Raw genomic sequence first — 19,195 nt, 5'->3', positions numbered from 1 at the left:
TGCACTTTTAGAATAAATAGTATTCTAATTAATTCCTTTACTTATAAAATGATATTAAGGTAGAATTTTTCTTAATAAGTGAGCAATTTTAGGGGGTTTCGATATGGGGAAGGGAAAAGTGTGGAATTCGTTTGAGGAAGCCGTTGCTGATATTAAAGATGGAGATACATTAGCAGTAGGGGGCTTCGGGCTATGTGGTATCCCTGAAAAATCAATTGCGGCGCTAGTACAAAGGGGAACAAAAGACTTAACAGTTGTAAGTAATAACTGTGGCGTGGATGATTGGGGTTTAGGGCTTTTATTAGCAAATAAACAAATCAAAAAAATGATTGCATCCTATGTAGGTGAAAATAAAATTTTTGAGCAGCAATTTTTAAGTGGAGAGCTTGAAGTAGAATTGACACCACAAGGTACGTTAGCAGAGCGTTTACGAGCTGGCGGAGCTGGAATTCCGGGCTTTTACACAGCTACTGGAGTTGGTACTCCAATTGCTGAGGGGAAAGAAGAAAAGGTTTTTGATGGCAAAGAATATATTTTAGAAAAAGGTATAGTCGCAGATTTTGCACTTGTAAAAGCATGGAAGGCAGACAAGCTAGGAAATTTAGTTTTCAAAAAAACATCACGTAATTTTAACCCTCTAGCAGCAATGGCGGGGAAAATTACGATTGCGGAAGTAGAGGAAATTGTTGAAGTAGGAGAGCTAGATCCGGATCATATTCATACTCCTGGAGTATTCGTGCAACGTGTTTTACTTGGTGGCAATTATGAGAAGCGTATCGAGCGTTTGACGGTAAAAAAGGGGGATGCGTGATGGCTGATACAAGACAAAGAATCGTAAATAGAGCGGTAAAAGAAATACAAAACGGCATGAACGTCAATTTAGGTATTGGTATCCCAACGCTAGTGGCCAATGCAATTCCATCTGATTATGACGTCCTTCTACAATCAGAAAACGGACTTCTTGGCATTGGTCCATACCCAGTAGAAGACGCAGTCGATCCTGATTTAATTAATGCAGGTAAAGAAACGGTAACAGCTGTTCCTGGAGCTTCTTTCTTTGATAGTGCCGAATCATTTGCCATGATTCGTGGCGGTCATATTGATCTGGCTATTTTAGGTGGCATGGAAGTATCTGAGACGGGTGACCTTGCGAACTGGATGATCCCAGGGAAAATGGTGAAAGGTATGGGAGGTGCCATGGACCTTGTAGTTGGGGCAAAAAGAGTAGTCGTCGTGATGGAGCATGTTAATAAAAATGGTGAGTCAAAAATAAAAAAACAATGTGAGCTACCGTTAACAGGGAAAAGCGTTGTGCATAGATTAATTACAGATTTGGCTGTTTTTGATTTTACGGATGAAGGGATGCAGCTTATAGAATTAGCAGAGGGTGTTACTTTAGAGGAAGTAAAAGAGAAGACAGCTGCTTCATTTAGTGTTGTCTTAAATGGATAAAGTGAAGTGGGGGTTTTTTTCATCCACACAGATCATTAGTCTTCACCAATCGGACGTTTCCGGGCAGTTAACCTCCCATAACGTCTTTGCTTCAACTTAACCCGTAACCAGTTCTTTGATAGGGCTGGTTATTTTCATTAGGGATATTAATCACTTGAGCGGTATTGTCTCTTCGCGGGTATTTCTGAAAAGCATGAAGGTTGATTGTGATTTTTCAGACTATTGGCTGTTCTCTAGCTCTATTTTTCAATTATACAATGATTGAAAAGGAGAAAAATAACTATGAGACAACAATGGTCAGAGGAATTACAGGTGGCACAGGTACGCGTTGCACGGCCAACTGATAAATTAAAGGAAATTGAAGAATTTTATTGCGAAGGCGTAGGGTTAGAAAAAATTGGCTCTTTTTCTGGACATCGGGGCTACACTGGTATCATGATTGGTCTTCCGAATGCGGGATATCATTTAGAGTTTACAGAGCATATTGAAGGAAGTCCTTGTCCAGCACCAACAAAGGATAATTTGCTTGTACTGTATATCCCAAAGCTTTCAACCATACAGCGTATTGCAGAACGCTTATTACAAATGGGCTACCCGGAGGTCGAGCCAGAAAATCTGTATTGGGTTGAAAAGGGTGTCACAATTGAAGATCCAGACGGCTGGCGTCTCGTATTGATGAATACAGAGGGGATTTAAATAGGTATGAGCTTACATTTTCATACCCCTTGCGGTATTTGATTGCAACTTTTAGTATCGGAAAGATGGAAAAGGCAATAGGTAAAAAAACTTTTGTTTGAGGCAATTAATAAATAAAAAAAGATACCCCTTCTATATACATGGAGGGGTATCTTTTTGGATTATTCTATTGTCCTAAAGAAGCACTTTGATGATAATGAGTAGCAATGGATTCAATATCTAGCTCAGTATAGTTTGCCCAATTAGTCTTTCTGAAATCTTCCTCACTAAAGTAAATATTTAAAAGCTCAGTCATAGATTTGTCCCCTTTAGGCTTTGTTAATGGAGCATACCAATTAATAGCTGGAGCTTTAACACTTTGAAGCTTAGACAGCTCTGCAAATATTTTAGTGGAATCCTTCAGCATTTGATTTTTCATACCTTTTTTCACATCTGTATCTTGAATGGAGATTGATACCGTACCATTCTTTTCTTCAACAGTGAATTTGTTTTTAACGATAGCTCCTACTATATCTTCAACGGTAGTATTTTTATCGACGGCAACTTCCTTTGGTGCGGTATTTTTCCCGCAAGCGGATAATAGTAGTGTGGCTAGTAAAAACAAATAAAATAACTTCTTCAATGTAATAACCTCCCTTGTTACTACCATATATGCGCAAAATGGAGGTGAATTATACAAAAAGAAGGAAGGAAATAAATTAAATTGGAGTTACATAAATCTGTTTTTTAGTTGGATATAAGAGGACAATCCCAACAGCTTGGTTTTTATCTATAAAACGAATAGAAATAGGGATATAACAGCTGCCGCTAATCACAAAGTCGTCAGTCTCTAATAAGACCATTTAAATAAGTATAATTTGAATAAATTTTACAAAAATTTGTAGTGAGCGGGGAGGCTGGGACAAAACCCACCTCTTAACTAAAAAGCCGGTGAAATTTTACGATTAGTAAAATTTCACCGGCTTTAAATTTTTTTCATAAAAAATAAGGACCACTTCTGATAAAATTAAGTCACCATAACAAAATTATACAGAAAGAAGGATCCTTATGTTTAAAGATTATAACATGAATCAATTAGTTTTGCCTTTAGATTTTGAAGTGAAGTTACAAAAGAATGATATCGCCTTCCATGTCCACCATTTAGTCGAAAGTATCCCGCCCGAAGCGTTTGAACCATTCCTTCGAAATGAGGGCTGTCCTGCCTACCATCCACGCATGATGCTTAAAATTATCTTATGTGCCTACACGCAATCTGTCTTCTCAGGGCGCAAAATTGAAGCGCTTTTAAAAGATAGTCTTCGGATGATGTGGTTAGCTCAAGGGCATGAACCAACCTACCGCACAATCAACCGATTCCGTGTCCAACCAGAGGTAAAAGAGTTGATTCGTCAATGCTTCGTTCAATTCCGCTGCCAGCTGGTACAGGGAGAATTAATTGACCAGGAAGCTATTTTTATTGATGGAACAAAGATTGAAGCGAATGCGAACAAATTTACATTCGTGTGGAAAAAGTCGGTTGAGAAATTTCATAACGGACTAATTGAAAAGTCAAACCAGCTATACGATGAGCTGCTTGAAAAAGAAATCATGCCAGAAATTGAACGGGAAAGTGAAAAGGAATTAGCATTGGAAGACCTCGCTCAAATGGTCGAAAAAGTTGATGAAGTGATTTCTGAATATGATCGAAAAATTGAAGAGTCATCGGATGTAGCAGAGCGAAAGGCTTTAAGAACGGAACGGAAATTCCCAAAGCAGGCTCGCAAACAATTGATCGACTATATTGAACGCAAACTAAAATATCAAAGAGACTTCGAAATCTTTGACGAACGAAATAGTTATTCGAAAACAGACCCGGATGCAACATTTATGCGTATGAAAGATGACTATATGAAAAATGGTCAATTGAAGGCAGGTTATAACATACAAGTGGCAACAGAAGGTCAGTATGCGCTTGCCTACAGCATTTTTCCGAATCCAACGGATACACGTACATTAATCCCATTTTTAGATGAAATCGAACAACATTATTTTAAGTTACCAAAACACATCGTCGCAGATGCTGGATATGGCAGTGAACAAAATTATGATGATATCCTTTCGAACCGTAAGCGAGAAGCCTTAATCACGTATAACATGTATGTAAAAGAACAGAAGAAAAAGCATAAGCAAAACGAATTCAATACAGAGAACTGGGATTATGATAAAGAACATGATCGATACACTTGCCCAAACCAACAACAGCTTGTATTTAAATATCGTTCCACGAAAACGGATAAGTATGATTTCACGCGTGAATTTAAGATATACGAATGTGAGGACTGTTCCGGATGCCCCCTACGTTCGTTATGTACGAAAGCAAAAGGGGGAAATAATCGTAAGTTAATCGTGAATGAGAAGTGGGAGCAACAAAAAGAATATGTAAGAGTAAAGCTTTCAGAAGAAAAAACGAGTACCATTTATCGTCAACGCAAAATTGACGTGGAACCAGTTTTTGGATTCTTGAAGGCTAATTTGCGTTTCACTCGATTTTCTGTGAGAGGAAAATCGAAGGTTGAAAACGAGATGGGCCTCGCATTAATGGCCGTGAATTTAAGAAAATTCACAGCCATTAGCTAATAGCTATATGGAGACAACATAAAAAATAGAGAAATCCGAATTTGAATGAATTCAAATTCGGATTTCTCACTAATGAAGCTAGTTATGTCCCAGCCTCTTTTTTTATAGAACGGTAATTTTGTAAGCGTATACACTTTTTGCAGAGTTTTTTTTCTTTTACTATTGAATTGCTAGTGAAAACAATGTATAGTGAAGTGATTTGTCTGACGTCTGACTATCTACATATTTTCAGTTTTAAGATCTAAAGCTGTTATTCAAGTTTCAATAATGGAACATAATGAGTGACAGAAGGGTTTGTAGTTTCGGATATCGAACGTGCAAAAATATTATCAATATTATTTATGGAGGAACTCATGAGATACTTAATATCCATTTGTGGATTGCTACTTGTTTTTGGTTTAGCTCTGTTAATGAGTAAAAACAAAAAAGAAATAAAATATAAAAACATAATTATTATGTTAATCATTCAATTTATATTTGCAGCATTACTGCTAAATACGAAGTTTGGTTATATTCTAATCAAAGGATTTACAAATGTATTTGATCATTTATTGTCTTATGCAAGTACGGGTGTAAATTTTGTTTTTGGTGGTTTAGCGAATAAAGGAGAGTATTCCTTCTTCCTAAATGTTTTATTACCGATTATTTTTATATCTGTATTGATAGGTATTTTACAGCATTTTAAAATTCTCCCATTCATCATGAAGTGGATAGGTTTATTTTTAAGTAAAGTAAGTGGTATGGGGAAATTGGAGTCCTATAATGCTGTTGCTTCTGCAATGGTAGGTCAATCTGAAGTATTTATTACTGTAAAAAAACAATTAGATAAGATTACTCCACAGCGAATGTATACATTATGCGCATCAGCAATGTCGACCGTTTCTATGTCAGTTGTTGGAGCATATATGACGATGATTGAACCAAAATATGTTGTAACGGCGATTGTCTTGAACTTGTTTGGTGGATTTATTATTGCTTCAATCATTAATCCGTATAGCGTAGAAGAAAGTGAAGATATCTTAGCGATTGAAGATGATAATAAGCAAACTTTCTTTCAAATGCTTGGGGAATATATCATGGATGGATTTAAAGTAGCCGTCATTGTTGGAGCTATGCTTATCGGTTTTGTAGCATTAATGGATTTAATCAATTCAGTATTTGATATGATTTTCGGTATATCCTTCCAAGACATTTTAGGTTATATCTTTGCACCAGTTGCTTTCCTAATGGGTGTACCTTGGGCAGATGCTGTTTCTGCCGGAGGAATTATGGCAACCAAATTAGTAACGAATGAATTTGTTGCAATGGTAAGCCTTGGAGAAGTAGCTAAGTCTATGAGTGCACATACACTGGCTATTATTTCTGTATTTGTTGTATCCTTTGCGAACTTTTCATCGATCGGTATTATTGCTGGAGCAGTAAAAGGTTTGAATGAAAGGCAAGGAGATGTAGTTGCTCGTTTTGGTTTAAAGTTGTTGTACGGAGCAACACTTGTTAGTATCTTAACAGCTACAATCGTTGGTTTGGTTATTTAATTTATAAAAAAGAAGCAGTTGACTGCACTCCAATATCTAAAGTGTACCCTTTGTAAAGGACATTTTGAAAAAAAGCTAGGCAATCTTTTGAAGCTGCTGTCTGTATTTTGCAGGCGGCAGCTTTTTCAAGTTCCATTGCCCTCTATAATGGTTGTAATACATCATATAACTTTTCACTTCTCGTTTTACTTCTTCTAATGTTTCGCACGCTTTCAGGTTGGTTTCATCTTTAAAATGACCGAAGAAGGATTCTTGGGGGGCGTTATCCCAACAGTTTCCTCGGCGTGACATCGATTGCCCTAGTCCCATTTTCTTCACAAGTTTCTGGAATTGCGGATTCGTATAATGGAATCCTTGATCTGAATGAATAAATGCATCTTCTGTTAAATGGCGGTGTTTCTTCAATTGATGAAGTGTATTGAGGGCAATATCAATACTTAATGAAGACGACACTTCATACGCTAAAATTTCATTCGTTTCAGCGTCTTTAATCGTTGATAAATAAGCGCGTTTACTGCTTCCATACGTTAAATAGGTGATATCCGTCAGTAACACTTTTCCGGCCACACCCTGTTTAAAGTTGCGTTGTAATTCATTTGGGCACGTACGATGTTCTTTTGTTGCTTTTGCCATACGTCGAGCTGGATTCGCTTTTCGAATCGGGCAGATAATCTGATATTTTTTCATCACGCGGCGAATACGTTTCAGATTGTACGTAATTCCATATTGATTTTCTAACGTCATTTTAATTTGACGTGCTCCTTTTTTTCGCCCTCGGAAATGATACGCCTTTAAAATGATTTCCTTTACCACTTCATCTCCTTGTTCTTGTGCCATACGCTTCTGCGCTGATTTTTCTGAAAAATAATTGTAATAGCCAGACCGAGATACATCCATCACATCACATAGATAGCTGACTAAACGCTTTAATTTATACTTTTTTATCGTGTGATAGATGAGTTCAAATTTTAGTGTTGTAGCGATTTTTATTTCTTCTTCAACATCTGCCTTTCGAGTAGATCGACCTTTTTTAACAATTCATTCTCTGCTTCAAGTAATCGATTTCTCGCTTCTAATCGCTTCAATTTTTCTTCTAGTGTTAATTCTTTTTCAGATGGTCTACCTGAATTTGTTTTACGTGTATCTTGTAAACCTTCTACACCTGTTTTACGATAAGAAGCTCGCCAACGTTTGCCTGAAGATTCTATACGTTTTATACCGATTAATTCAACATCTAAACCCGCATTTTCAAAAATTTCTCTTGGGAATTTACCTTTTTCATTTTCCGCAATAAAATGACGTTTAAATTCGTCAGTATATGTGATAGCTTTTTCACTAACTGCATGCACATTTGGATTACATTTTAGTTGTTCTAGTTCTATTTTCGTAAAATATCTTTTGGTCATTTCACTCTACCTCAACATCTTTTTTCTCATTATAAACAAAAGTACCCTATAGGATAGACTTTTTTCAAAGTGTCTATCTTATAGGGTACAGTTTAATCTATGGGGTGCAGTTTTTTTATGCAAGGGGATTATCATTAAATGTTAAGCGTTCGAAAAAGCTTGTTCCCGATACACTGCAAACTAAGTCCCTTTGGCGAAGGAAACACAAAGAATGGTGGCTTATAAAATATCCTTAAATAAGTGCCTTTAAAATGGACGCATCACCAAAAGTTGTAGATGACATTTGTGATATGTATGTCGTTTATATAAGTTGATTGGAGTGGAGACTGAGCGACTCCTTGGGGATTAGCGATATAGAGGAACGAAGGCTAAAAGCATCACGTCCTGTGATAACGCCTTCGTGACCAACATCCTGTTAGCCCGAGACCTTGGAGCGAGCAGCGCGAGTGAAGCGGCTCATCGGACGCCCCCAGGAAGCTCTGCTCTGCGCGAAAGCGAAGCGTCAGCGGCAAATGTTTTCATGTAGCGAAAGCAAAGCGACAGCTACAAAGCGCCCAGTCGAAACGGAAATCAACCGCACGTTATGATGATGAGTTTGAAAATATTTACATTTGTACATATAAAAAAAGCCACTTTATTTAAGTGACTTAGAAAACTACAAAGACCACTGTTATTAAGATAGTCTTTTTGCTGAATTATTGGTTGTGCCTTTTCTAAGAAAATGAATAAAAATGAGTAGTATTAGTTGAAACAGTACAACAATAAAAAACGCGATACCCAAAACAATGAATGAGACCATTTTAACTTCAGGAGTTTGAACTACCCCTGCATAATCAACTTCTCTTACCCCAATAAAAATGGCTCCAGCAGCAAAAATGAATAGCCATATAATATTTATAGCCCACCATATTTTTATACCCAAAATAACTATCTCCTTTCTCTTCATAAGTTTACTACCTTAGCTTAGGGATGATTTCCTTTCCAACGAGGCGCTTTCTATATGCGTCCGATGTGCCACTTTGAGGAAACAGGATGTTGGTTACGAAGAGAGTCGTCTAAGGATGAAGATCATTGCACTTTCTAAAATCGATACGTTCTTTAATAAATGTCATCCTGGGTGATGAATTTAATGCTCCGATTATTGTTTATAATTGTAACACTTTTCCTTTTAACTGGAAACAAACTTTAGGCGGTGCTACTTCTCAGCCTTAAGACTGATTTCATTAGTATTTCCAAGAATAAATGAGTATAAAAAAATCACCCTCCAATAATAGAGAGTGATTCGTTCAAAAGCCTTGTGGCTGTATGATTAAAATTAAAAAGCCGCGTATGCCGTAGTTATTATAGAAAGTTTTAAACCACCACTCCTCAAAGTGGGTGTTCGCAGAAGCTTTCCTGCTTATCCTCATGCACCTTGGTGTGAGGCCCGTCATTCCAACTCCAATAATAAAACTCCCTTTTACAGCTTAAAGGTTAAAACTTAATATTATACGAACAATGCAGCCTTTAAGGATATAATAAGGCATGTAAAACAAACTTGCAAGTAAGATGGTTTGTACAAAAAAGTCAATGGGCATGTGTCCCAAATCATACATATCCAGAATGAAAAAACTCAAAAAGCATAAAACAGATTCAAACATTTTTCACAAATACGAACGAAAAATGCGAACGGCCTTTACTTAATAGGACGAAGTATGTAAAGATAGGAGCATGCATATATGGGGTTTACCTTCATTCAGTAGAAGGCTACACATCTCAACGAGTGGTGAGATGAATGCAGTTTTGATTCCCTTTCAGTGGGTATCCAAATCCTTACTGAAATAGAGGAACTCAGTCTAAGAACGCCACGTCCTGTGGCAATGACTGAGTGACCAACTTCGTGTTAGCCTAAAGCCTCCGGCGGATGTCATGGATTTTCAAAGGAATGAATATAAGGATGTTAGCCTAAAAACCTTCGCATCCTGCGAAAACGGCTAACTGACCTGCGTCGTGCAGGCCTGGGCACAATTCAAAATCCAGACGCAATTACGCCAAGGCGAAATTGATCTAGAAGCAAAAAAGTAAAAGGAGGAAGCGGAAATGGCAGCTTATCCAAATTGTCCGAAATGTAATTCTGAATACACATATGAGGATGGAACGAACTTTGTATGTCCAGAATGTGCGCATGAGTGGAGCACTGATGTAACGGAGCAGGACACAGATACGTTAATCGTAAAGGATGCTAATGGCAATCTACTTGCGGACGGTGATTCCGTTACAGTTATTAAGGATTTAAAGGTGAAAGGTAGTTCTTCAACATTAAAAATTGGGACAAAGGTGAAAAGCATTCGTCTCGTTGAAGGCGATCACAATATTGATTGTAAAATCGATGGCTTTGGTGCAATGAAATTAAAATCAGAGTTCGTTAAAAAAGCATAATAACAGTAAAAAGAGTCGTGTGATGAGGCGCCCAACTAGGAGATGATGTTGGAAGCTTTTCAAAATACGACTCTTTTTTTATTTTTATTCAGTAGGTGTCTAAACACCTACTGAATAAAGATAAAGCCTCCGGATTACGCCAAGGTGAAATTGATTTTAGTAAAAAATTTTAGTAATTACTGTAACATTTAGAAAAGATATACGTTTTACTTGTGGAAATACAAAGCGAGGGGATGGCATGGACAGACAGCGGAAAAACGAGCTTGAGCAACTTTATGAAAAATACGCGAAATCTTTATATTATTTTCTGCTGAAGATGTCTGGATCAGTGCAAATAGCAGAAGATTTAGTGCAAGAAACATTTGTACGAGCTACGATATCGCTGTCTTTTTATAAAGAGGAGGATGTGAGATCGTGGTTATTCAAAGTTGCACGGAACACGTATTTAGATGAATGGCGTAAACAGAAAAGACGGAAGACTATTCCATTCGCAAACTTATTTTGGAAAGATGAAATCCTAAGTCCATATGGGTTACCAGAAGAGGATTTTTTAACGCAGGAAGTGACAGAAGATGTACAGGCGTTGCTGAAATTTTTGCCTGAAAATTACCGAACGATTTTATATTTACGTGAATATGAACAATTCACCTACTTAGAATTGCAGGAAGCCCTAGAGCTTTCTGAGGGGCAGGTGAAAATACTTTTGCATCGTGCCCGCAAAAGATTAGAAGAAATAGCGAAAAAGAATGGAGGTTTCCAACATGACTAAGTGGTCGCAGGAGAATGAAAAAAAGATTTTAAGAAAATACCGTTTTACGTTAACATTTCGAGTACTTCGTATATTGCTAATATGCTTCGTTATTTATGCTCTGTATATAGCAGGGGTATCCATCGTTTTTGATAAAACGCGTCCTGATCTTAAACATGCTTATAATTCTTTAATAGTACTTGAATGGCTACACCCAAATATGAAAGGTCAATATTCTATGGGTTCGCCTGCAGAAATAACACCATTTCTAACACAAAAAATGAGTTATCCACTTGAGAAACAGGTAGGAAAGGAAAAAGTAGTAGTTGGTGAAATGCGTGTTGAAAAATCAATGTTAAATTCTAATTCATCTATGCGTATGAACTTAACGTCGACAAATACTTCACAACAATTTAATTTTAATTTACCAGAAGATCCTGTGACGGGAAAAGCAACCTCATCTCATCTTAACAACAATGTATGGAAGGCGTTGGAAAAGTTACCTGAGGGAGCTGTAGCGGAAATGGCATTTTCGACTTCAACATTTAAAGAGCCTAAAGAATTGGAAAAAATGCTTGCTCCGTACGATGTCCGAATCGTTTGGATGCCACTATATACAGGTGAGTTTAAATCCTTTGAACCAACTTCTTCTGACCGCAGTAGTGGCACAATTACAATTTATGATAGAATCGGGCTATCAGGTGGCTTAACAGTTAGTGATGATTATTCACATATATCTGAAGCACAGGACTTTACAAGTTTGAGGGATAGCCAGCGTTGGATGCTCGAAAATATGGAAAAACTTTTAGCTGAAAAGAAAAGCTATTACGAAGGATTTCTCGGTTTAAACCATTTGCAAGAACGCTATGATTATATTAAGAAGAATGGATTTCAGGCTTATGGCGCTGTTGTAACAGGACCGACAAAGCAACTAATGGGGCTTCAAGATCTAGAAGGTATTTCTAATGAAATGCTAGGGGATGTCGAACTTATGAATGGGTATAATTGGTGATGAAAGAAGTTGTCTCAAATACTTGAGACAACTTCTTTCTGCAAGGTGGAACATTATTTTGTAAACCTACGAAACATAATAGCAAAAGCAGCACCGATTAGTGCGAAAATAGTATGTAAAAGGGCTATGTAGCTAGCTCCAATCAACAGTGTACCGATTTCTGCGAATGAGTAGTAGGTGACATAGAGTGGGTTATTGATATTGTCAATAATAGCCCATACAAAAACAGGTACAAAGCTGATGGAAAAAACAATCCAAATATTTTTGTAAAAGAAATAAGTAAGGCCGCCAAAAATCGCGTAAGATATAGCAAAGCTTGTTTGATTGCCAAGTAAGGAAGAGTTAATAGCAAACATAAAGGATAGTACGATAAAAACAAGATGGAAAAATGTTATCGTTCTTTTCATTAATAAATGATAACCCAGTGATTGCTTTGAAGTAGCGAGCTGCTGACAATGCTCACAATTAGCTAAATGCTGTTCGACAAATTCTACAGTAGTTGCTTGGAGCGCTTGTTTTTTATACAAAGGCAATAAATCCTCTACAATTGAACATTCCTGTGACAAAAGCTTCCCTCCATTCGATCTCCTTCCATTATACGACTTTTTAACTTCTTTCAGCAGACGCAATTAAACCAAGGCATAATTGATGAAAATAAAAAAAGCCTTCCGTGAATTAATTCGTTCGGAAAACTTGTACATGCACCCTATTAATTTGATGTTAATACTTCATTGGTCAAAGCTTGAATATCAATGTGTGTTTTTTCCTTCACAGCATCCTTTAGAATCTCAGTACGGAAATAGTGAACCGAAGCTTCAAGAGGAATAGTTAAAATCTTAGAAAGAGCGGATTGATACATATGCACAAATTCTTTATCTGTGTTACCGCGTTTTAACTCAGCAAAGGCTTCGTAAAATTGGTCAAGCTTATCAGCAAACTCAAGTAGGCGACCTTCTACAGTTTTATCCTTACCTTCTTTCATGCGCTCAAAGAAGACAGCCTGAAACTCTTGTGGGATCTCATCGATAATAAATTTCTCCATCATTTTTTCTTCCACATGTGCAAGCATTTGTTTAAGCTCTGGGCTAGCATGCTTTACAGGTGTTTTAATATCGCCGATAAATACTTCAGCAAAGTCGTGGTTGATGGTTTTTTCATATAATGATTTCCAATTGATTGTAGCTCCGTTTAATTCTTCAAGTGTGGCAAAGAACATCGCATACTGTGATACTTTCCAAGAGTGAGCAGCCACATTGTGCTCTTCAAATTTGAAGCGCCCGGGGCAACGAATAATACGCTCTAAATCATTAAGACTTGTAAAAAATTGATGAATTCCTATAAAAATCACTCCTTTTTGGTCTATATGTGCATGTTACTATAATCCATACCCTCTTTGTGCACATTTCAAACAACTTAACAATGATTCATTTTGCGTTTACAAAGGATTCACAATTGACGATAAAGCATACTTATGTTAAGTGCTATAATGAGGGGGAATGAATCAATTATGCCTTGGCATAATTGCGTCCAGAATCGGCTTTGTGCTTAGGCCTGCAGGATGCAGGTCAGTTAGCCGTTATCGCATGGATGCGATGATTTTAGGCTAACATCCTTTATGAACTCCTTTCCGATTCAGTGACATCCGCCGGAGGCTTTAACTTCTTTCAGCATGTGTTTGAACACGACTGAAAAAGTAACGTAAACCCGCATTCATTTCACCACCTATAGAGGTGGGAGACTTCTGTACCTGTCGCTACGCTTTCGGTACATAAAACATTTGCTGAAAAAAGTTAAAAGGGGAGTAAGTGCACAATGATATCAATTTATACACTTCTACTTTACATACATATTTTAAGTGCTGTACTTTCGATTGGGCCTTTGTTCGTTGTTTTAACAATTGTTAAGAAAATGCGTACAGCTTCTCATGTTGAAATGTCACCATATATTGAGGCTTTTAAAGGAGCCATTACGATCGTCAAGCATTCGGGGCATGTTCTTGTTGCGTCCGGTATTTTATTAATGTGGCATGCGGGCTATCATTGGAGTACCTCATGGATTGTTCTTACATTTCTTGTGATGTTGGCCTCGATTGTATTTTTAGCTAGAGCATTCAAACCGACTTTACAGACATTTAATACGCCTGCCTATGACCAGCAAAAATTTACTTCGTTGCTACATCGCAAAGCATGGATGTACATTTTATTATTGCTAATTATGTTATGGCTAATGGTTGCAAAGCCTGTACTTTGGTAAAGGATAAAAAATCCGCACCCCGAGAGGAGTGCGGATTTTTTTCATTAATTGCTAAGCAAGCGTTTGAAATAGCTTTTGCGAATAAATATATAACTAACGAAGAATAGGGCAAAGAAGCATAAAGAGCTCATCATAGAGACTTGTAAAAATGATGTTGAAACCATTGTTCGCATTGCAAATAATGTAGCAAATAACATTGTAGTCGCTATTGCGAATGGTACAAATATAAGGATTGCCAGCTCTTTAGACACAACAGTGAATAACTCTTTTTTAGATAGCCCAAGTTTTCGTATGCCTACATACTTTTCTTTTTCCTGCAGAAGTGTCGTTTGTAAATAGAAGTAGAGTATGCTCATCGCTGCACTTAAGAAAATTAAGCTCAACATAGAGCCGATAAAGAACATCACACTTTTTATAAACATCTCTGCGTCATACAATTCGATTTTTGACGTTACATAACGTTTCTCATATATATGTGGGAAATCCTTAATAATTTTTTTCGCTAACTCTGTATGTGCTGTCCAATTGTCTAGCTCAAATAAATAAGCTTTGTAGACAGGATATTGGATACTGTTATAAACTTCATCAGGCACAATAAAATACGTTTGTTGGAAACCTGTTGTTAATAGATTTTTTTCATTTACAGATACAAGCTTAAATTGCTTTAGATATTTGTCATTACTTACATTAGTAATAGGAATTGTCTTATGATTACCAGCAACTGCTATAAATTCATTTGCACCTAAGCTAATCTTTTCATTGTGTAACAAGTTATAATCGGAAACTGACATATAACCGAGTCGTTGATCTTCATTCGATTTAAATTTAATAAAATATTTTTGAGAATCCACTGTAGATAATTGTTCTTCAATGTTTTTAATATCAGCTTCTACCTTGTTTGGGTCAGCTTTAGGAGGGGCAATATACTGAAAACTGTACGGATAATTCGCCTCACTATCTTTGTCAACAGTATAGTAAGAACTAAATAAAATGCTTGTACATAAAAATACACCGCTTAATAAAATAGTGATTAAAAATAGCATATTTACGTGTGATTTCATTTTTGCATTGAGATTGGAAGCCAGTAGCATATTCGTTTGTTTCATATAGGCTGACGATCTCTCAAAAGCCTTTAGTAGGAAGCGCATTCCTTGTGAGATGATTAAATAAATTGTACAAAGCACACTCACGAAAAACGCTGCATAGAAAAGAAGACCGAGACTACCTACAATGTTATGTTCGATTTTTAAAAAATAGCCTAAACCAATGGTAATAATAATGCTAATGAATAATAAAAGATAATGTGACTTTATCGACTTTTCGATGACAACATCACTTTTTAATAGTTGAATGGAAGCTTCTTTATTAATAAATCTTGTCATTACTTTTGAAATAATAACGAATAATACAAGGAATAAACCAATAGTTAGCATGATTGCTTTAATAGGGAAATACATACCAAAAGCTTCTGCGTTTAAAACAACCTTGGCACCCATTAAGAAGAGAGGCGAAATGACAAGCCCAAGAACGATTGCTGTAATAATCGCCAGTACACCTATAAGAATATTCTCCCGAAAAACGAGCGTGCGAATTTGTTTCATAGATGCACCAGTAATCATAAAAATACCTAGTGTTTTTGTTTTCTTCTTTAAAAAGGCCATGATGGAATAGGCGATATAGATAAATGAAAACAAATAAACGAGTATACTCGCTAACATTAATGCAAGGCCAAGTGTTGAGTCTGGATCTAAACCTGCAAGACTTGGATGAAACACAATGACTGTAAATAGAAAGAAAATAATGATAGAGAACATACTGCTTAGGAAATACGAAACATAAGTCCATTTATCACGTAAAATATTTTGAATAACAATATGATTAAAGCTCATGCTGTCCACCACCTAAAAAAGCAAGTGTGTCCATGATTTCCTGGTAAAATTGTTTACGGTTATGACCTCGATGAATTTCGTTATATAATTTACCATCCTTAATGAATATAATACGATTTGCGAAGCTTGCCACATAAGGATCATGTGTCACCATTAAAATGGAAGTTTTCAGTTCTGTATGAATAGAACTGAATAAATTCATGACATCATTTACTGCTTTTGAATCGAGATTTCCTGTAGGTTCATCTGCCAACAATAAACTCGGTTCGTGAATAACCGCACGAGCAATAGCTACACGTTGTTTTTGCCCACCGGAAATTTCATAAATTCGTTTTGAAAGAAGCTCTTCAATTCCAAGAAATTGAGATACATGTTGAAGTCGTTGCTGCATTTTATCGGCAGGTAAACTATCTAAAGTTAACGGTAATAAAATATTTTCTTTCACCGTTAATGTGTGTACAAGATTAAAATCTTGAAAGACAAAGCCTAATTCTGAACGACGGAACTTTGCAAGTTCTTCATCATCTAATGAATATGGATTTCTACCATTTATAAGAATTTCGCCAATAGTAGGACGATCGATTGTTGACACGCTATTTAAAAATGTAGTTTTTCCACTTCCTGAAGGCCCCATGACGGCTACGAATTCGTTCTCACCAAGTTGAAAATCTACGCCATTCAATGCCTTATATGTGATTTCTCCGATATATTCTTTTTGCAGATTGGTCACTTGTAGGATTGAGGTTCCCATCTTTGAACAACTCCCTTACTTCGATTGAATAGCTTAAGTATAAAGAAGGAGCAGCATTTTCCCTATTTGATTAAATGACGTCAATATGACAAAGTTGTCATATTACGAGCTTACAATCATGATTTTTTCACGCTATTTGAAAAATCTATGGAAAAGGTAGTGACGCACTCATGGGACTGTAAAGTATAAGGGTGCTCTAATTCAGTTAAAATCTTTTTCACTAAATACAAGCCTATACCTGTTGCTTCTCCGCTCGTTCTTCCTTTCACACCTGTGTAAAATAAATCAAAGACACGTGAAATTTCACTCTCAGGAATCGTATCTCCATAGTTTTTAATACGTAAAGTAGCTTCGTCATAAATAATCTGAATAGAACTTTCAGACTCACCGTACTTAATGGCATTATTGATGACTTGATAAAGGACAACTTTTAACCATTTTCGATCTGAATAAATAATAGTATTTTCATTAAGCGTTACTTTTGGAAAAATTTCTTTAGCAATGAAATAATCCTTTAAATCGTTAACAACTTCCTTCATAAGTTCTTTTAATGAGAGTGCTTCTATTTTTAAATCAGCCACAAGATTGGACGTACGTTCATAAGTTAGTAGCTGATTGAGGGTAAACGTCAACTTGTCGCATTCTTGATTAATTGTTTGCAAATGCTCGGATTGGCTATTGCTATTAGATTGGATAATCAGTTGAATAACCGACAATGGCGTTTTCATTTGATGCGCAAAATGGGAAAGTACAAGTTGCTTTTCGTTTTCTTGCTCCTCTAAATGTTGCTGCTGTGTTAAGTATAGATATTGCATTTGTCGTAGTTTTTGGCTGTAGGCTTGCTCAATCATAGCCTGTGGTTCATACAGATGGAGGTCGTCGCTTGTTAATGTGTTGTTCTGTAAATGAGCATAGAGTTTTTTTCTGCGATAATAACGTCCGATTAGCCAAATGGTAAATAGGAAGCTAACTAGAAAGATAAAATAAAGATAGTGTGAAGATAAACCATCCAATGATTGAATGATCCAAGGTAATAATAGAAAGCTTACACAATAAAGACTGATTACACTTATATGATCTCGAAAGAACAGCTTCATTCTTCCGCCTCCACTAATTGATAACCAAGTCCACGGATTGTTTTAATTTCTAATCTAGATTGGATAGTCTCGAATTTTTTGCGTAATCGGCCAATATTAACAGATAAAGTGTTTTCTTCAACGAAGGATTCATCATCCCAAATGGCACTCAACAATTTTTGACGAGGAACTACATTAGGGTAAGCTTCAAATAGTAGTTTGCTAAGCTGCATCTCTTTTAACGTTAACAGGCTCTCGTGTTTTTCGGTGTAAAGACGAACTGTATCAGAATTTAATGTTGTATTAGCTATTGATATCGAATTAGATTCGGAGGAAGCATATTCTCCGTATGTACGACGAATAAGACCGTTCACTTTTGCCATAAGCACATCCAGCGAGAAGGGCTTAGTGATAAAATCATCCGCACCATTTTCAATTCCATGCACTTGATCGATATCATTCACACGCGCTGATACAATGATAATAGGGCATTTGGATAACTGACGGATTTTGCGTGACCAAAAGTACCCATCATAGGTTGGTAGGTTAATGTCCATAACCACTAAATGAGGTTGAATAGCTTGAAATTCTTCTACTATATGATTAAATTGTTGAACGGTATAGCATTCAAATTGATATTTTGTTAAATGCTCCACAATAATCTTTGAAATATTAGGATCATCTTCTATTATGTATATTTTGTACATAGTATCGACCTTTCTTTATTAACTTCTTTCAGCGAGTGTTTTATGTAGCGAAAGCGAAGCAGCAGCTACAGAATTCTCCTACCTCTATAGGTGGTGAGATGAATAAGGGTTTAAGTCACTTTTCAGCGGGTTTCCAAACATCCGCTGAAATAAAGGAACTCAGTCTAAGAACGCCACGTCCTGTGGCGACGACTGAGTGACCAACATCACGTTGGCCCAAAGCCTCCGGCGGATGTCACGGAATCGGAAAGGAGTTCTTTGTGCAAGCACAAAGCCGATTCCTGACGCAATTATGCCGAGGCATAATTGATCATATTATTAATGTACCCTGATTTCTAAAAATCCATAAATATAGCTCATCACTATAACGTGTGTTGATTTCCGTTCCGACTGGGCGCTTTGTAGCTGTCGCTTTGCTTTCGCTACATGAAAACATTTGCCGCTGACGCTTCGCTTTCGCGCAGAGCAGAGCTTCCTGGGGGCTTCCGATGAGCCGTTCACTCGCGTTGCTCGCTCCAGGGTCTCGGGCTAACAGGATGTTGGTCACGAAGGCGTTATCACAGGACGTGATGCTTTTAGCCTTCGTTCCTCTATATCGCTAATCCCCAAGGAGTCGCCCAGTCTCCACTCCAATCA

At 36.9% G+C, this 19,195-nt stretch carries 17 protein-coding genes, 1 other RNA gene and 1 pseudogene; 9 read left to right on the top strand and 10 right to left on the bottom strand.

What is annotated here, in order from left to right; genetic code table 11:
• The first annotated feature begins 103 nt into the window (after positions 1–103).
• The 3 genes from JNUCC51_RS09965 to JNUCC51_RS09955 all read left to right on the top strand — a co-directional run bounded on the left by JNUCC51_RS09965 (position 104) and on the right by JNUCC51_RS09955 (position 2,148).
• Entirely contained in the window at positions 104–811 is a 708-nt protein-coding gene (locus tag JNUCC51_RS09965; protein ID WP_337991851.1) for a CoA transferase subunit A, read from the top strand.
• Positions 811–1,452 (top strand): 3-oxoacid CoA-transferase subunit B, encoded by a 642-nt coding sequence (locus JNUCC51_RS09960; protein ID WP_337991850.1) that lies wholly within the window; start codon positions 811–813, stop codon positions 1,450–1,452. The genes JNUCC51_RS09965 and JNUCC51_RS09960 overlap by 1 nt, the downstream gene beginning before the upstream one ends.
• A gap of 282 nt (positions 1,453–1,734) precedes the next feature.
• The gene (locus JNUCC51_RS09955; protein WP_337991849.1) at positions 1,735–2,148 is read left to right on the top strand and encodes a VOC family protein; all 414 of its coding nucleotides are present in this window, start codon (positions 1,735–1,737) and stop codon (positions 2,146–2,148) included.
• A 166-nt stretch (positions 2,149–2,314) separates the two neighbouring features.
• Here the strand turns inward: JNUCC51_RS09955 and JNUCC51_RS09950 are convergent, their stop codons facing one another.
• The gene (locus tag JNUCC51_RS09950) at positions 2,315–2,770 is read right to left on the bottom strand and encodes a hypothetical protein (RefSeq protein WP_337991848.1); all 456 of its coding nucleotides are present in this window, start codon (positions 2,768–2,770) and stop codon (positions 2,315–2,317) included.
• 425 nt (positions 2,771–3,195) lie between these two features.
• On the opposite strand from JNUCC51_RS09950, the pseudogene JNUCC51_RS09945 reads away from it, so the two are divergent.
• Positions 3,196–4,755 (top strand): annotated as a pseudogene (locus JNUCC51_RS09945) (IS1182 family transposase); the annotation flags it as partial.
• 362 nt (positions 4,756–5,117) lie between these two features.
• A complete protein-coding gene (locus JNUCC51_RS09940; RefSeq protein WP_337992215.1) occupies positions 5,118–6,299 on the top strand; it encodes a NupC/NupG family nucleoside CNT transporter in 1,182 nt (393 codons plus the stop codon).
• Between the two features lie 75 nt (positions 6,300–6,374).
• Here JNUCC51_RS09940 and JNUCC51_RS09935 read toward each other — a convergent pair.
• The 3 genes from JNUCC51_RS09935 to ssrS form a co-directional block, all read right to left on the bottom strand.
• A protein-coding gene (locus JNUCC51_RS09935) for an IS3 family transposase (protein WP_337988626.1) occupies positions 6,375–7,705 on the bottom strand; the annotation gives its coding sequence in 2 pieces (ribosomal slippage) (positions 6,375–7,324 and positions 7,324–7,705; 1,332 coding nt in all).
• 673 nt (positions 7,706–8,378) lie between these two features.
• On the bottom strand, positions 8,379–8,627 hold the full coding sequence (locus JNUCC51_RS09930; RefSeq protein ID WP_337991847.1) for a DUF3923 family protein: 249 nt from the start codon (positions 8,625–8,627) through the stop codon (positions 8,379–8,381).
• 394 nt (positions 8,628–9,021) lie between these two features.
• A non-coding RNA gene (gene ssrS / locus JNUCC51_RS09925) (6S RNA) lies at positions 9,022–9,214 on the bottom strand.
• Positions 9,215–9,784: 570 nt separating this feature from the next.
• On the opposite strand from ssrS, the gene JNUCC51_RS09920 reads away from it, so the two are divergent.
• From JNUCC51_RS09920 to JNUCC51_RS09910, 3 genes are all read left to right on the top strand, one after another.
• Positions 9,785–10,123 carry a zinc ribbon domain-containing protein YjdM gene (locus tag JNUCC51_RS09920; RefSeq protein WP_337991846.1) on the top strand — a complete coding sequence of 113 codons (339 nt, stop codon included), beginning with the start codon at positions 9,785–9,787 and terminating at the stop codon, positions 10,121–10,123.
• 238 nt (positions 10,124–10,361) lie between these two features.
• Positions 10,362–10,892, top strand: coding sequence for a sigma-70 family RNA polymerase sigma factor (locus JNUCC51_RS09915; protein WP_337991845.1), 531 nt, complete (start codon positions 10,362–10,364; stop codon positions 10,890–10,892).
• Positions 10,885–11,883, top strand: a complete 999-nt coding sequence (locus tag JNUCC51_RS09910; RefSeq protein WP_337991844.1) for an anti-sigma factor — start codon at positions 10,885–10,887, stop codon at positions 11,881–11,883. The genes JNUCC51_RS09915 and JNUCC51_RS09910 overlap by 8 nt, the downstream gene beginning before the upstream one ends.
• 53 nt (positions 11,884–11,936) lie before the next feature.
• Here JNUCC51_RS09910 and JNUCC51_RS09905 read toward each other — a convergent pair whose 3' ends face one another.
• Positions 11,937–12,449: a zf-HC2 domain-containing protein gene (locus tag JNUCC51_RS09905; RefSeq protein ID WP_337991843.1), complete on the bottom strand. Its 513-nt coding sequence runs from the start codon at positions 12,447–12,449 to the stop codon at positions 11,937–11,939.
• 143 nt (positions 12,450–12,592) lie between these two features.
• A complete protein-coding gene (locus JNUCC51_RS09900; protein WP_100545782.1) occupies positions 12,593–13,231 on the bottom strand; it encodes a YfbR-like 5'-deoxynucleotidase in 639 nt (212 codons plus the stop codon).
• Positions 13,232–13,695: 464 nt separating this feature from the next.
• On the opposite strand from JNUCC51_RS09900, the gene JNUCC51_RS09895 reads away from it, so the two are divergent.
• Entirely contained in the window at positions 13,696–14,136 is a 441-nt protein-coding gene (locus tag JNUCC51_RS09895; RefSeq protein WP_100545781.1) for a hypothetical protein, read from the top strand.
• A gap of 44 nt (positions 14,137–14,180) precedes the next feature.
• Here the strand turns inward: JNUCC51_RS09895 and JNUCC51_RS09890 are convergent, their stop codons facing one another.
• The 4 genes from JNUCC51_RS09890 to JNUCC51_RS09875 all read right to left on the bottom strand — a co-directional run bounded on the left by JNUCC51_RS09890 (position 14,181) and on the right by JNUCC51_RS09875 (position 18,559).
• Positions 14,181–16,025, bottom strand: a complete 1,845-nt coding sequence (locus JNUCC51_RS09890) for an FtsX-like permease family protein (RefSeq protein WP_337991842.1) — start codon at positions 16,023–16,025, stop codon at positions 14,181–14,183.
• Complete coding sequence (locus JNUCC51_RS09885; protein ID WP_337991841.1) at positions 16,015–16,776, bottom strand: ABC transporter ATP-binding protein; 762 nt, start codon at positions 16,774–16,776, stop codon at positions 16,015–16,017. The genes JNUCC51_RS09890 and JNUCC51_RS09885 overlap by 11 nt, the downstream gene beginning before the upstream one ends.
• Before the next feature lie 116 nt (positions 16,777–16,892).
• The gene (locus JNUCC51_RS09880) at positions 16,893–17,873 is read right to left on the bottom strand and encodes a sensor histidine kinase (RefSeq protein ID WP_337991840.1); all 981 of its coding nucleotides are present in this window, start codon (positions 17,871–17,873) and stop codon (positions 16,893–16,895) included.
• On the bottom strand, positions 17,870–18,559 hold the full coding sequence (locus tag JNUCC51_RS09875) for a response regulator transcription factor (protein ID WP_049667282.1): 690 nt from the start codon (positions 18,557–18,559) through the stop codon (positions 17,870–17,872). Before JNUCC51_RS09875 ends, JNUCC51_RS09880 begins: the two co-directional genes overlap by 4 nt.
• Positions 18,560–19,195: the final 636 nt, after the last annotated feature.

It is taken from the genome of Lysinibacillus sp. JNUCC 51, from assembly GCF_015999525.1.
Taxonomy (GTDB): Bacteria; Bacillota; Bacilli; order Bacillales_A; family Planococcaceae; genus Lysinibacillus; species Lysinibacillus xylanilyticus.
Note: the sequence above shows the minus strand (reverse complement) of the source record. Positions and strands in the feature narration are given on the sequence as shown.